Genomic DNA, 11,626 nt, shown 5'->3' with positions numbered 1-11,626 from the left:
TGGGTAAGGAAATTATTCCTTGACAAAACGGGATGGTATATGTATCATGCCGTATTTTGCGTTTTAGGAAAATGACAAACAATTAAAGGAGTTTGGTACGAAATGCCTACGATTAACCAGTTGGTCCGGAAAGGAAGAACGCGCGCGAAGAAAAAGACCAGCACGCCAGCCCTGATGGGTGGGCCTCAGAAGCGTGGTGTCTGTACTCGTGTGTATACTTCGACTCCGAAAAAACCAAACTCAGCACTCAGGAAGGTGGCCAGGGTTCGCCTCACCACAGGCGTGGAGATTACCGCCTATATCCCCGGTATCGGCCACAACCTCCAGGAGCACTCCGTTGTTCTTGTTCGAGGTGGTCGAGTGAAAGACCTTCCGGGTGTCCGTTACACTATTGTAAGGGGTACCCTTGATACGCTGGGTGTGGAAGACAGGAAGCAGAGTCGCTCCAAGTACGGCGCACGCAAGCCGAAGTAAAACGACTCTCCATCTGATTCGTTAACCAAGATTTGTTCAAAGAGTGAGAAGCTATGCCAAGAAGAAGGGAAGTTCCCCATAGACCGGTAATGCCCGATCCCCGATACAACAGTGAGCTTGTTTCACGTTTCGTGGCGGCCATTATGCTCGATGGGAAGAAGAGCACCGCTGAGAAAATTTTCTATGGCGCCTTTGATATCATCAAGGAAAAAAGCGGCCAGCCGCCCCTTGAAATATTCGAAAAAGCCCTTGAAAACGTGCGACCTGCCATTGAGGTTAAATCCCGAAGGGTAGGGGGGTCTACTTACCAGGTCCCCACCGAGATTCGCCCTTCCCGACGCAGGGCTCTTGCCATGCGCTGGGTCATTGAGTATTCCCGCAAGCGTTCTGAAAAGTCCATGGCTGCCAAGCTGGCCGCCGAGATGATGGACGCAGCAAGCAACCGCGGTGCTTCCGTTAAGAAGCGTGAAGACACCCACAAGATGGCAGACGCAAACAAGGCATTCGCCCACTACAGGTGGTAATCCGGATCCAATTTTGTTACGCGACCGATTGCACTGTGTGAGTGAAGCCTTGAAAAGCGCTTTATGTCCGCCTGCATGAAAGCAAACACCATCATAATCCGACCCGCCAGGTCGGAGGAGGAAAAAACAACCCATGGCAAAAGAAAAATTTGAACGTTCCAAACCGCATGTAAACGTCGGTACCATCGGTCACATTGACCATGGCAAGACCACGCTCACCGCTGCGATTACCAAGCAGAACGCCCTCCGAGCCGGAGCAGGCGCAGCCGTTGCCTTCGACGAGATCGACAAGGCACCGGAAGAGAAAGAGCGCGGCATCACCATTGCAACCGCTCACGTGGAGTACGAAACTCCCAACCGTCACTATGCACACGTCGACTGCCCCGGTCACGCCGACTACATTAAGAATATGATCACCGGCGCCGCCCAGATGGACGGTGCGATCCTGGTTGTGTCCGCAGACGACGGCCCCATGCCCCAGACCCGTGAGCACATCCTGCTTGCCCGTCAGGTTGGTGTTCCCCGTATTGTTGTGTTCCTCAACAAATGCGACATGGTCGATGACGAAGAGCTCATCGAGCTCGTCGAAATGGAACTTCAGGAGCTTCTCTCCAAGTACGAGTTCCCCGGAGACGACACCCCCATCATCCGCGGCAGCGCCCTGCGTGCCCTGGAAGCCGACAGCCACGAAGACGCAGCAGCTGCTTGCATCTTCGAGCTCATGGACGCATGCGACAGCTTCATCCCCGAGCCCGAGCGCGACACCGACAAAGATTTCCTCATGCCCATTGAGGACGTCTTCTCCATCTCCGGTCGTGGTACCGTTGTTACCGGTCGAATCGAGCGTGGCGTGATCCACACCGGCGACGAAGTGGAACTCGTGGGTATCCGTCCCACCGCCAAGACCGTATGTACCGGTGTTGAGATGTTCCGCAAGCTCCTCGATGAAGGCATGGCCGGCGACAACGTAGGCCTTCTCCTCCGCGGCACCAAGCGTGACGAGGTAGAGCGTGGTCAGGTTGTAGCCAAGCCCGGCAGCATCACTCCCCACACCAAGTTCAAAGCAGAGATCTACGTCCTCTCCAAAGAGGAAGGCGGCCGCCATACCCCGTTCTTTTCCGGCTACCGTCCCCAGTTCTTCTTCCGCACCACCGACGTCACCGGGATCCTGAACCTTCCCGAAGGCGTTGAGATGATTATGCCCGGCGACAACACCGCCATCATTGCTGAACTGATCAGCCCCATCGCCATGGAAAAAGAGCTCCGCTTCGCCATCCGCGAAGGCGGTCGTACCGTTGGTGCTGGCGTCGTATCTGAAATTATTGAATAGGTGGTAACCAAATCATGATGATCAATACCAAAATCAGGATCAGACTCAGGGCATACGACCACAGGCTTCTCGACAAATCAGCCCTTGATATTGTCGACACAGCCAAGAAGACCGGCGCAAAGATCTGCGGGCCTATTCCATTGCCCACGCGTACCAACAAATTCTGCATTCTTCGCTCACCCCACGTGAACAAAAAATCACGTGAGCAGTTTGAGATCAGAACCCACAAGAGACTGCTGGACATTCTCGAACCTACCCAGCAGACCGTGGACGCTCTGATGAAGCTGGATCTTTCGCCCGGTGTCGATGTAGAGATTAAACTGTAGTTAAGGGGTATATTACCAATGAGTAGAGGACTTTTGGGTAAAAAATTGGGGATGACAGGCGTCTACTCCTCAGACGGGAGGTACATCCCCGTCACTGTAGTACAGGTAGGCCCCTGCGTCGTAACTCAGATCAAAACCGTGGATACGGACGGGTACAACGCCGTTCAGCTCGGATTCGGTGAGAAAAAAGCCAAGCACACCACCAAGCCCCTTCAGGGCCATTTCGCCAAGAGTGGCGAGAGCTTTTATGCCGATGTCCGTGAGTTTGAAGTGGCCGACCCCGCCGAGTATGCCCTGGGCCAGGAAATCACCGCCGAGATGTTCGAGGTCGGTGAGATCGTGGACGTAACCGGTACCTCCAAGGGACGCGGTTTTTCAGGCACCATCAAGCGTCACGGGTTCTCCCGCGGCCCTGAGACCCACGGTTGCCGTAACCACAGGGCCCCTGGCTCCATCGGTTGCAGCGCCTGGCCTGCCAAGGTTTTTAAAGGAAAGAAGCTTCCCGGACAGTACGGCGGCGTCAGAAAGACCGTTCGCAACCTGACCGTCGTGGACATCCGTGCCGACGAGAATGTGGTCCTGATTCAGGGATGCATTCCCGGTGCCAAGTCCGGTCTTGTTGAGATCAAGAAGCCGAAGTTTGGCAAGTAAACGATGAACATCAACGTGTGCCCAACCGCAGGGACCCTGCGAAGTGGGTGCATGAAAATAAAAAACGAGGGAAGTTATGGCTGTCGTTGATGTACTGAATGTTACAGGAGATAAGGTCTCGCAGGCTGAGCTTGCGGACGATATCTTCAATGTAGCCGTAAAAGGAAGTGTCCTTCACGAAGTGGTCAAGATGCAGTTGGCCAACCGGCGTGCCGGGTCTGCATCCGTTACGAACCGCTCCGATATTACCGGTAGCACCAAGAAGCTTTACCGACAGAAGGGTACCGGTAACGCTCGTTCCGGCTCCGTTAAGTCGCCCCTGCGTCGCGGGGGGGGAGTGATCTTCGGGCCCCAGCCCAAAAGCTGGGCCTACAAAGTGCCCAAGAAAGTGCGAAGGCTTGCACTGAAAATGGCCCTTTCAAGCCGTTTGCAGGGTGACAACCTCATGGTGGTCAACACCTTTGGGGTGGACGAGATCAAAACCAAGACCGTTGTCAAGGCCCTTGCCGACCTCAAGGTCGACAATGCCCTGATCGTGACGGATGCGGAAGATATCAAATTCGAGCTGTCATCGCGCAATATCAAAGGCATCAAGGTGATTCGAACCGAGGGCCTCAACGTGTATGATATTCTCAAGTACAACAAGTTGCTCCTGCTTGAGTCTTCCATCAAGGGAATCGAAGGGAGGCTTTCAGCATGAACACATTCGATATCATTATCAAGCCGTTGAACACGGAAAAGACCACCATTCAGAAAGAGACGCTGAACCAGGTATCTTTTGAAGTCGCCCCGAAGGCCAACCGGATTGAGATCAAGAAGGCTGTCGAGAAGATCTTCAAAGTCGGCGTGGAAGATGTCCGCACGGTCAACGTGAAGGGCAAGGTCAAGCAGAGAGGCAAAATCGTCGGAAAGCGCAAGGACTGGAAAAAGGCGATTGTGACGCTGGTGCCTGGAAGTACCATTGAATTCTTTGAAGGCGTATAGACCGGGAGCGATAAATGGCAGCAATTAGAAAAACCAAACCGACATCACCTGGCCGCAGGCACCAGGAATATTCGACGTTTGAAGGGATTACCACCGACAAACCCGAAAAGAGTCTGCTTCGGCCCCTGAAGAAAAGCGGCGGTCGAAACGTCAACGGCCGGATTACCTGCCGTCACAAGGGTGGTGGACACAAGAGACATTACAGGGTCATCGACTTCAAGCGTGACAAAGTCGGTATCCCTGCTAAAGTAGCAACGATCGAATACGATCCCAACCGTAGCGCACGGATTGCCCTGCTTCACTACGCCGACGGCGAGAAGCGGTACATCCTGGCGCCCATCAACCTCAATGTGGGCGATCAGATCATGTCAGGCCCCGAGGCCGACATCAAGCCCGGGAACTGCCTTCCCCTGGAGAGCATTCCCCTGGGTACCCAGATCCACAACATTGAGCTCAAGGTGGGCAAAGGCGGACAGGTTGTCCGCGGCGCCGGTACCTTTGCACAGCTTATGGCCAAAGAGAAGGCCTACGCGATGGTTCGACTTCCCTCCGGTGAAGTACGCATGGTCCTTGCCAAGTGCAAGGCGACCATCGGGCGACTTGGTAATACAGAGCACAGCAGCATCAACAAGGGCAAGGCTGGCCGAACCCGCTGGATGGGCGTTCGTCCCAGCGTGCGTGGTGTGGCCATGAACCCTGTTGACCATCCCATGGGTGGTGGTGAAGGACGCTCTTCCGGCGGCCGTCACCCTTGTTCACCCTGGGGCGTACCCTCCAAGGGCTACCGCACCAGAAAGAACAAGACCACCAATCGCTACATCGTGAAGCGACGCACGAAGTAACAGGCTCACGTAAAAGCTAGTACGGGTAATTGAAAGATTAAGAACAGGAGACAAAATGCCACGTTCGCTTAAGAAAGGGCCGTTTGTTGATGCAAAGCTTGTCAAGAAAGTGCTCTTGGCTCAGGAAAGCCGATCCAACCAGGTCATCCAGACATGGTCGAGACGATCTACCATTTTCCCCGAAATGGTAGGGTTGACGCTTGCAGTACACAATGGTCGAAAGTTTATTCCGGTATTTGTTACCGAGAATATGGTAGGACATAAACTGGGGGAATTTTCACCGACACGCACCTACTGGGGGCATGCGGCTGATAAAAAGACCAAGGGCAAATAGCGCCCCGCAACCTTTAAGTAGAGGATGACTTACAATGGAGGTTAAAGCTGTAGCAAGGTATGTGCGAATTTCTCCTCAGAAGGTGCGGAAGATACTCGGCGCCGTGAAGGGGAAGCCCGTTGAAGCGGGTATCAATTCGCTCAAATTTATGCCTCAGAAAGCCGCTGCAATCGTCGAAAAGACTCTGCGGTCAGCTGTCGCCAACGCCGATCACAACAACGAACTCGACGTTGACGCTCTCTTTATTAAAAATATCACGGTTGACCAGGGGCCCAGTCTGAAGAGATTCAGGGCCAGAGCGCGCGGCAGAGGATCACGCATCCTGAAGAAAACCAGTCACATCACAGTCGTCGTGGCTGATGAGGCGTAACGAAAAGGAGATAATAAGTTGGGCCAGAAAGTAAATCCAATAGGACTTAGACTCGGAATCAACAAGACCTGGGATTCCCGCTGGTACGCCGACAAGCAGTATGCGGATTTTGTCATGGAAGATTTCCGGATCCGCAAGTTTCTCAAAAAGCGACTGTACCATGCCGGTATTTCCAAGGTAGAGATTGAGCGATCCTCCAAGAGGATCCGTCTCCGCATTCACACTGCCCGCCCCGGGATCGTCATCGGCAAGAAGGGCTCTGAGATCGGTCTCTTGAAAACCGATCTGGTGAAGCTGATTTCTGCCGGTGGGGACAAACGTGACGTGATGATCGACATCCAGGAGATCAAACGTCCCGAACTCGATTCTCAGATGGTGGCTGAAAACGTGGCCCTCCAGCTGGAGCGTCGTGTTGCGTTCCGCCGCGCCATCAAGCGGTGCGTTTCCTCAGCCATGCGTTTCGGCGCTCTGGGCATCAAGATTATCTGTGCCGGTCGACTCGGCGGCGCGGAAATGGCCCGTACCGAATGGTACCGGGAAGGCAGGGTGCCCCTTCATACCCTCCGTGCGGATATCGACTACGGCTTTGCCGAAGCCCATACGACCTATGGGGTCATCGGCATCAAAGTGTTTATTTTCAAAGGAGAGATCCTGAGCAAGGACTGATGTGTCCCTTGCTTTGACAGGATAATGAAGGAGTTTCCAAATGCTGAGTCCTAAAAAGGTCAAATTCAGAAAGCAGCAGCGTGGAAGAATGACGGGGAAAGCCTACCGTGGCTCCACCCTCAGCTTCGGCGAATTCGGGCTGCAGGCCCTGGAGTGCGGGTACGTCAACGCGCGCCAGATTGAGGCCGCCCGTATTGCCATGAACCGCCGCGTCAAGCGTGGCGGAAAGATGTGGATCCGGATTTTTCCGGACAAGCCCATCACAAAGAAGCCTGCCGAAGTCCGAATGGGTAAAGGTAAAGGTTCCACCGAGGCATGGGTAGCCGTTGTGAAGCCCGGCAAGATCCTTTATGAACTCGAAGGTGTTCCCAGAGATCTGGCTCGCGAAGCCATGCGTCTTGCCGCCCACAAGCTTTCCATTAAGACACGTTTCATTGAGAGGGGCGACTACTAATGAAGATCAAAGATATTCGTGCCATGGGCAAGGATGATCTGAAGGCAAAACTTCAGGACCTCAAGGAAGAGCACTTCAACCTGCGCTTCCAGCATGGTGTCGGTCAGCTTGAGAAGACCTCCACGCTGAAGAGTGTGCGCAGGGACATCGCCAGGGTCGAGACGGTCATCCGGGAAAACTGAACTTTCTAAAGGTAGAGACTAGTTACCGCTATGAAAAAACGAGGAATGAAGAGACAGCTGCAGGGAACTGTGGTGTCCGATAAGATGGATCGAACCGTCGTCGTTCTTGTGGAAAGGCTGGTGAAGCATCCTCTTTACAAGAAATATATCAAGCGCCATAACAAATATGCAGCCCACGATGCGGAGAACGCTTGCGGGATTGGCGACAAGGTGGTTATCTGCGAATGCAGACCGCTGAGCAAAAGCAAACGGCACCGCGTCAGTAAGATTGTTGAAAAGGCGGTTTGATAAAGAAGGAAGACAACGATGATTCAGACAGAAACTAGATTGACCGTGGCAGACAACTCCGGTGCCAAGGAGCTGTACTGCATCAAGATATTGGGCGGTTCCAAAAAGCGATACGCAGGTGTCGGCGACATCATCGTCGTGTCTGTCAAGGAGGCCATTCCCAACGCCAAAGTTAAAAAAGGCGATGTGATGAAGGCCGTGATTGTACGCACGAAGAAAGCCATCAAACGAGCCGATGGATCTTACATCCGTTTCGATGAGAACTCCGCGGTACTGGTCAATCAGAACCAGGAGCCCATCGGAACGCGTATTTTCGGCCCGGTGGCAAGGGAGCTGAGGGCAAAGCGATTCATGCGTATCATCTCACTGGCTCCTGAAGTCCTTTAATGCCGGAAGAGACCCCGGTCGCTATTTTGGAGACGAATAATGAACAGTGAAAAATCTCATATCCGAAGAGATGATAAAGTTAAGGTTCTTACCGGAAAGGACAGGGGCAAGATCGGCAAAGTCCTCAAGGTCATCCGGAAGGAAAACCGGGTTGTTGTGGAGAACATCAACAAGGTGAAGCGACACCAGAAGCCCAACTTCAAGAACACCCAGGGTGGTATCATTGAAGCGGAGGCGCCCATTCACCTGTCCAATGTTCAGCTGATGTGCAACCACTGCCTCAACCCCATCCGGATAAAGATGAAGGTCCTTGAAGATGGTAAGAAGGTCCGTGTTTGCAGAAAATGCAATGAAACCATCGAAGCTTAGGGCCAAGGCGGAGGATGTAAATGTCAGATTTTAAGAAACAGTATCAGGAAGAAGTGGTTCCCAAGCTTATGGAAACCTTCGGGTATAAAAACCTCATGGAGGTTCCCAAGGTGGAAAAGGTTGTCCTGAACATGGGCCTGGGTGAAGCCATCAAGAACGGAAAGCTCCTCGACTCGGCAGCCGCCGAGCTGGCGACCATTTCCGGTCAGAAGCCGGTGATTACCAAAGCCAAGAAGTCCATCGCAGCCTTTAAGCTGCGTGAAGGCATGCCCATCGGTTGCATGGCGACTCTGCGCAAGGAGAAGATGTGGGATTTCCTCTACAGGTTGATCAACATCTCCCTTCCCCGCGTTCGGGATTTCCGCGGTATTTCCGGCAAGGCCTTTGACGGCCGAGGCAACTACTCTCTGGGCGTTCGTGAGCAGATTATTTTCCCTGAGATCGATTACGATAAGATCGATCAGATCAAGGGACTGAATATCACGATCGTGACCACTGCTAAGAACGACTCGGAAGGCAAAGAGCTTCTTAAGCTCCTTGGGATGCCTTTCCGGAATTAGAGGAACAAGACCTGACTTCATGAAGGGGGCGTAAGGGAGACCGAGTCCCCGTAAAGGAAGTCTGCAAGGAGAAAGCTGTGGCAAAGAAATCAATGATGGTGAAAGCCGAACGAAAGCCCAAGTTTAAAGTCCGTGCGAACAACAGGTGCCCCATGTGCGGGCGACCCAGGGCTTTCATGCGAAAGTTCGGTATCTGCCGTATCTGTTTCAGGAACCTTGCATCGCACGGCAAGTTACCCGGTGTTACTAAGTCGAGCTGGTAAGGGATTTTCCCTTTACCCTCGATACTGGTATAAACCTATACAGTACTATTCAACGGAGTAAATCATGACGATGAGTGATCCTATTGCGGATTTGCTGACTCGCATCCGCAATGCCGGCAAAGCCAAGTTCCCCAAAGTCGATATCCCCGGATCCAAGATCAAGGTGGAGATTGCACGGGTTCTTCAGGAACAGGGCTACATCAAGAACTACAAGTTTGTCGAAGACGGAAAGCAGGGCATGCTGAGGCTGTACCTCAAGTACGATCAGGAAGGTACGCACGCCATTTTCGGAATCACCAGAGTGAGCAAGCCCAGCCGACGCGTGTACGCAAAGTACTCGGATCTGAAACCGGTCCTCAACGGGCTCGGCGTGGCCGTGGTCTCCACCTCCAAAGGTGTGATGACCGACAAGCAGGCGAAGTCGCAGAAACTCGGCGGCGAGATTCTCTGCAATATTTGGTAGCAAGGGAGCGACAATATGTCTCGAATTGGAAAAAAGCCCATTGTGCTGCCTGCATCCGTCAAGGCGGCCTATGCGGATCGAAAACTTGTGGTTGAAGGCCCCAAAGGCAAGCTGGAACAGGAGATTCATCCTGTTGTGGACCTGAAGATTGAGGACAACGTCATATCCGTTGAAATCATCGACAACGTTCGTGATGCGGGAGCGTATCATGGTATGGTCCGAGCCATCGCCGCCAACATGGTGACAGGCGTCAGCACTGGATTTGAAAAGGCCCTTGAGGTCAACGGTATCGGCTACAAGGTGGAAGTCAAAGGTCAGACGGTCATCCTGAACGTCGGATACTCTCACGCTGTCAGCTATGATCTTCCCAAAGGCATTGAAGCCAAGGTGGACAAAAACGTCCTGAAGATCATGGGCGCCGACAAGCAGTTGGTGGGCCAGGTTGCCGCCAACATCCGTGACGTTCGTCCCCCCGAGCCCTTCAAGGGCAAAGGGATCAAATATGTCGACGAGCACATCCAGAGAAAAGCTGGAAAGACAGGAAAATAATAAGCCTGACTTTGTGCCGCCTATGGTGTGGCCGGGACCTGAGCTTTCGGGTCCCGCCAAGGTTCAGCTTATCATATACAGGATAAAGATATGGGTACTACAAACTCTCGCAAAGAGAAGCGACTCAAAAAAAAGATCAGGATCCGTAAAAAAATTGTCGGAACTCAGGAACGTCCTCGTCTCTGTGTGTTTCGCAGCGCCAAGCATATCTATGCGCAGCTCATCGACGATACCGCCGGTGTGACCCTTGCATCCGCGTCCACCGTCGATAAGGGGTACAGCGCAGGAGAGGGCGACAAGTCAGCCAAGGCCAAGACGGTCGGCAAGCTTGTGGCGGAAAGGGCTATGGAAAAAGGTGTAAAGAGCATCGTTTTCGATCGCAGCGGTTACATCTACCATGGTCGTGTGAAATCCCTTGCAGAAGGGGCTCGTGAAGCAGGACTGGAATTTTAATTCTGAAGGAGGCGTCCTTTGTTTAAGAAAGACACAGAAGATAACGGATTGATTGACAAGGTTGTCTATATCAACCGCGTTGCCAAGGTCGTCAAGGGTGGTCGCAGATTCAGCTTCAGTGCCATTGTTGTCGTCGGTGACGGAGAAGGCAGCGTCGGCTACGGCCTCGGCAAAGCCGGAGAGGTTCCCGAAGCCATTCGGAAGGGTGTGGAAAGCGCCAAGAAGAACATGGTGAAGGTAAATCTTGTGAATGGAACCATCCCCTCTGAGGTTATCGGCAAGTTCGGTGCCGGTCGCGTGCTGCTCAAGCCCGCTTCCGAAGGTACCGGCCTCATCGCCGGCGGCGCCGTACGTGCCGTCCTCGAAGCCGTGGGTGTTCGCAACATTCTGACCAAATGCATGGGTTCCAACAACCCCCATAACGTAGTCAAAGCCACCATCGCCGGCCTGAAAGCCAACCAGAGCCGTGAGGAAGTGGCCCGACGCAGGGGTCTGAGACCTGAAGATCTGTAATCGGGGGAGTTAGCAAATGTCACAGAAGCTGAAAATCACTCTTGTCAGAAGCATGATCGGCCGACCCGAGAAGCACCGCAAGGTACTCAGAGGCATGGGCCTGACGAAGATGAACAAAACAGTAGAGCTGGAAGACACCCCGTCTATTCGGGGCATGGTCGCCAAGGTCGTTCATCTTGTGAAAGTGGAGGAGAACGCCAATGAAGCTTAATGAACTGTCGCCGGCCGAAGGTTCGGTAAAGGCGCGCAAGCGTATTGGCCGCGGTGTGGGTTCCGGCTGGGGCAAGACCTCCGGCCGTGGTACCAAGGGATTTAAAAGCCGTTCCGGCGGCAACGTCCGCCCCGGTTTTGAAGGCGGCCAGATGCCTATTCACAGGCGTCTTCCCAAGCGCGGTTTCACCAATATTTTCAAAAAAGAGTTCGCCATCTTGAATGTCAAGGACCTTGCCCGTTTCGACGAGGGTCAGGTTGTGGATGAAGCGGCTCTCGTAGCGGTCGGCCTGGTTAAAGGCCGCCGAGACGGCATCAAGATCCTCGGCAACGGTGAGATCACTTGCAAGCTCACCATCAAAGAGTGCCAGGTGTCCAAGAGTGCCCGAGAGAAAATTGAAGCAGCAGGTGGAACAGTAGAGGCCTAAGACCAT

General features: G+C 53.4%; 24 protein-coding genes. All 24 read left to right on the top strand.

From position 1 onward, the window contains the following. Positions 1–102: 102 nt before the first annotated feature. The 24 genes from rpsL (at position 103) to rplO (ending at position 11,620) form a co-directional block, all read left to right on the top strand. Complete coding sequence (rpsL, locus tag BLQ12_RS22595; RefSeq protein WP_092214406.1) at positions 103–474, top strand: 30S ribosomal protein S12; 372 nt, start codon at positions 103–105, stop codon at positions 472–474. Between the two features lie 53 nt (positions 475–527). Then, positions 528–998: a 30S ribosomal protein S7 gene (rpsG, locus tag BLQ12_RS22590; protein WP_092214404.1), complete on the top strand. Its 471-nt coding sequence runs from the start codon at positions 528–530 to the stop codon at positions 996–998. Between the two features lie 133 nt (positions 999–1,131). Next, positions 1,132–2,328, top strand: coding sequence for an elongation factor Tu (tuf, locus tag BLQ12_RS22585; RefSeq protein WP_092214402.1), 1,197 nt, complete (start codon positions 1,132–1,134; stop codon positions 2,326–2,328). Between the two features lie 17 nt (positions 2,329–2,345). Then, positions 2,346–2,654, top strand: coding sequence for a 30S ribosomal protein S10 (gene rpsJ / locus BLQ12_RS22580; RefSeq protein WP_092214491.1), 309 nt, complete (start codon positions 2,346–2,348; stop codon positions 2,652–2,654). 18 nt (positions 2,655–2,672) lie between these two features. Beyond that, positions 2,673–3,305, top strand: a complete 633-nt coding sequence (rplC, locus tag BLQ12_RS22575; RefSeq protein WP_092214400.1) for a 50S ribosomal protein L3 — start codon at positions 2,673–2,675, stop codon at positions 3,303–3,305. 76 nt (positions 3,306–3,381) lie between these two features. Beyond that, entirely contained in the window at positions 3,382–4,005 is a 624-nt protein-coding gene (gene rplD / locus BLQ12_RS22570; RefSeq protein ID WP_092214398.1) for a 50S ribosomal protein L4, read from the top strand. Further along, positions 4,002–4,289 (top strand): 50S ribosomal protein L23, encoded by a 288-nt coding sequence (locus BLQ12_RS22565; RefSeq protein ID WP_092214396.1) that lies wholly within the window; start codon positions 4,002–4,004, stop codon positions 4,287–4,289. The genes rplD and BLQ12_RS22565 overlap by 4 nt, the downstream gene beginning before the upstream one ends. Positions 4,290–4,303: 14 nt before the next feature. After that, positions 4,304–5,131 carry a 50S ribosomal protein L2 gene (rplB, locus tag BLQ12_RS22560; RefSeq protein ID WP_092214393.1) on the top strand — a complete coding sequence of 276 codons (828 nt, stop codon included), beginning with the start codon at positions 4,304–4,306 and terminating at the stop codon, positions 5,129–5,131. A 55-nt stretch (positions 5,132–5,186) separates the two neighbouring features. Continuing rightward, entirely contained in the window at positions 5,187–5,465 is a 279-nt protein-coding gene (gene rpsS, locus BLQ12_RS22555) for a 30S ribosomal protein S19 (protein ID WP_092214391.1), read from the top strand. A gap of 34 nt (positions 5,466–5,499) precedes the next feature. Beyond that, a complete protein-coding gene (rplV, locus tag BLQ12_RS22550) occupies positions 5,500–5,835 on the top strand; it encodes a 50S ribosomal protein L22 (RefSeq protein ID WP_092214389.1) in 336 nt (111 codons plus the stop codon). Between the two features lie 18 nt (positions 5,836–5,853). Further along, positions 5,854–6,501, top strand: a complete 648-nt coding sequence (rpsC, locus tag BLQ12_RS22545; protein ID WP_092214387.1) for a 30S ribosomal protein S3 — start codon at positions 5,854–5,856, stop codon at positions 6,499–6,501. A gap of 40 nt (positions 6,502–6,541) precedes the next feature. Continuing rightward, complete coding sequence (gene rplP / locus BLQ12_RS22540; RefSeq protein ID WP_092214385.1) at positions 6,542–6,955, top strand: 50S ribosomal protein L16; 414 nt, start codon at positions 6,542–6,544, stop codon at positions 6,953–6,955. After that, complete coding sequence (gene rpmC / locus BLQ12_RS22535) at positions 6,955–7,137, top strand: 50S ribosomal protein L29 (RefSeq protein WP_092214383.1); 183 nt, start codon at positions 6,955–6,957, stop codon at positions 7,135–7,137. Before rplP ends, rpmC begins: the two co-directional genes overlap by 1 nt. 30 nt (positions 7,138–7,167) lie before the next feature. Continuing rightward, positions 7,168–7,425 (top strand): 30S ribosomal protein S17, encoded by a 258-nt coding sequence (gene rpsQ / locus BLQ12_RS22530; RefSeq protein ID WP_092214382.1) that lies wholly within the window; start codon positions 7,168–7,170, stop codon positions 7,423–7,425. Positions 7,426–7,443: 18 nt separating this feature from the next. Further along, complete coding sequence (rplN, locus tag BLQ12_RS22525) at positions 7,444–7,812, top strand: 50S ribosomal protein L14 (RefSeq protein ID WP_092214380.1); 369 nt, start codon at positions 7,444–7,446, stop codon at positions 7,810–7,812. Positions 7,813–7,851: 39 nt separating this feature from the next. Next, positions 7,852–8,181, top strand: coding sequence for a 50S ribosomal protein L24 (rplX, locus tag BLQ12_RS22520; protein ID WP_092214378.1), 330 nt, complete (start codon positions 7,852–7,854; stop codon positions 8,179–8,181). Positions 8,182–8,201: 20 nt separating this feature from the next. Then, positions 8,202–8,741, top strand: a complete 540-nt coding sequence (gene rplE, locus BLQ12_RS22515) for a 50S ribosomal protein L5 (protein WP_092214377.1) — start codon at positions 8,202–8,204, stop codon at positions 8,739–8,741. A gap of 92 nt (positions 8,742–8,833) precedes the next feature. Continuing rightward, a complete protein-coding gene (locus tag BLQ12_RS22510; RefSeq protein ID WP_300667565.1) occupies positions 8,834–9,004 on the top strand; it encodes a type Z 30S ribosomal protein S14 in 171 nt (56 codons plus the stop codon). A 64-nt stretch (positions 9,005–9,068) separates the two neighbouring features. After that, complete coding sequence (rpsH, locus tag BLQ12_RS22505) at positions 9,069–9,467, top strand: 30S ribosomal protein S8 (RefSeq protein WP_092214375.1); 399 nt, start codon at positions 9,069–9,071, stop codon at positions 9,465–9,467. A gap of 15 nt (positions 9,468–9,482) precedes the next feature. Then, on the top strand, positions 9,483–10,016 hold the full coding sequence (gene rplF, locus BLQ12_RS22500) for a 50S ribosomal protein L6 (RefSeq protein WP_092214374.1): 534 nt from the start codon (positions 9,483–9,485) through the stop codon (positions 10,014–10,016). A gap of 90 nt (positions 10,017–10,106) precedes the next feature. Then, a complete protein-coding gene (gene rplR / locus BLQ12_RS22495) occupies positions 10,107–10,469 on the top strand; it encodes a 50S ribosomal protein L18 (protein ID WP_092214372.1) in 363 nt (120 codons plus the stop codon). Positions 10,470–10,487: 18 nt separating this feature from the next. Beyond that, positions 10,488–10,982, top strand: coding sequence for a 30S ribosomal protein S5 (gene rpsE, locus BLQ12_RS22490; RefSeq protein ID WP_092214370.1), 495 nt, complete (start codon positions 10,488–10,490; stop codon positions 10,980–10,982). Between the two features lie 16 nt (positions 10,983–10,998). Beyond that, on the top strand, positions 10,999–11,193 hold the full coding sequence (rpmD, locus tag BLQ12_RS22485) for a 50S ribosomal protein L30 (protein WP_092214368.1): 195 nt from the start codon (positions 10,999–11,001) through the stop codon (positions 11,191–11,193). After that, positions 11,183–11,620: a 50S ribosomal protein L15 gene (gene rplO, locus BLQ12_RS22480; protein ID WP_092214366.1), complete on the top strand. Its 438-nt coding sequence runs from the start codon at positions 11,183–11,185 to the stop codon at positions 11,618–11,620. Before rpmD ends, rplO begins: the two co-directional genes overlap by 11 nt. Positions 11,621–11,626: the final 6 nt, after the last annotated feature.

The sequence above is a fragment of the Desulfoluna spongiiphila genome, from assembly GCF_900101345.1.
Lineage (GTDB): Bacteria > Desulfobacterota > Desulfobacteria > Desulfobacterales > Desulfolunaceae > Desulfoluna > Desulfoluna spongiiphila.
This window is presented reverse-complemented; position numbering and strand designations above follow the sequence as displayed.

Coding starts and splice junctions, on each gene's coding strand:
- rpsL (WP_092214406.1), top strand. CDS start 103: ATGCCTACGATTAACCAGTTGGTCCGGAAAGGAAGAACGCGCGCGAAG.
- rpsG (WP_092214404.1), top strand. CDS start 528: ATGCCAAGAAGAAGGGAAGTTCCCCATAGACCGGTAATGCCCGATCCC.
- tuf (WP_092214402.1), top strand. CDS start 1,132: ATGGCAAAAGAAAAATTTGAACGTTCCAAACCGCATGTAAACGTCGGT.
- rpsJ (WP_092214491.1), top strand. CDS start 2,346: ATGATCAATACCAAAATCAGGATCAGACTCAGGGCATACGACCACAGG.
- rplC (WP_092214400.1), top strand. CDS start 2,673: ATGAGTAGAGGACTTTTGGGTAAAAAATTGGGGATGACAGGCGTCTAC.
- rplD (WP_092214398.1), top strand. CDS start 3,382: ATGGCTGTCGTTGATGTACTGAATGTTACAGGAGATAAGGTCTCGCAG.
- BLQ12_RS22565 (WP_092214396.1), top strand. CDS start 4,002: ATGAACACATTCGATATCATTATCAAGCCGTTGAACACGGAAAAGACC.
- rplB (WP_092214393.1), top strand. CDS start 4,304: ATGGCAGCAATTAGAAAAACCAAACCGACATCACCTGGCCGCAGGCAC.
- rpsS (WP_092214391.1), top strand. CDS start 5,187: ATGCCACGTTCGCTTAAGAAAGGGCCGTTTGTTGATGCAAAGCTTGTC.
- rplV (WP_092214389.1), top strand. CDS start 5,500: ATGGAGGTTAAAGCTGTAGCAAGGTATGTGCGAATTTCTCCTCAGAAG.
- rplP (WP_092214385.1), top strand. CDS start 6,542: ATGCTGAGTCCTAAAAAGGTCAAATTCAGAAAGCAGCAGCGTGGAAGA.
- rpmC (WP_092214383.1), top strand. CDS start 6,955: ATGAAGATCAAAGATATTCGTGCCATGGGCAAGGATGATCTGAAGGCA.
- rpsQ (WP_092214382.1), top strand. CDS start 7,168: ATGAAAAAACGAGGAATGAAGAGACAGCTGCAGGGAACTGTGGTGTCC.
- rplN (WP_092214380.1), top strand. CDS start 7,444: ATGATTCAGACAGAAACTAGATTGACCGTGGCAGACAACTCCGGTGCC.
- rplX (WP_092214378.1), top strand. CDS start 7,852: ATGAACAGTGAAAAATCTCATATCCGAAGAGATGATAAAGTTAAGGTT.
- rplE (WP_092214377.1), top strand. CDS start 8,202: ATGTCAGATTTTAAGAAACAGTATCAGGAAGAAGTGGTTCCCAAGCTT.
- BLQ12_RS22510 (WP_300667565.1), top strand. CDS start 8,834: ATGATGGTGAAAGCCGAACGAAAGCCCAAGTTTAAAGTCCGTGCGAAC.
- rpsH (WP_092214375.1), top strand. CDS start 9,069: ATGACGATGAGTGATCCTATTGCGGATTTGCTGACTCGCATCCGCAAT.
- rplF (WP_092214374.1), top strand. CDS start 9,483: ATGTCTCGAATTGGAAAAAAGCCCATTGTGCTGCCTGCATCCGTCAAG.
- rplR (WP_092214372.1), top strand. CDS start 10,107: ATGGGTACTACAAACTCTCGCAAAGAGAAGCGACTCAAAAAAAAGATC.
- rpmD (WP_092214368.1), top strand. CDS start 10,999: ATGTCACAGAAGCTGAAAATCACTCTTGTCAGAAGCATGATCGGCCGA.
- rplO (WP_092214366.1), top strand. CDS start 11,183: ATGAAGCTTAATGAACTGTCGCCGGCCGAAGGTTCGGTAAAGGCGCGC.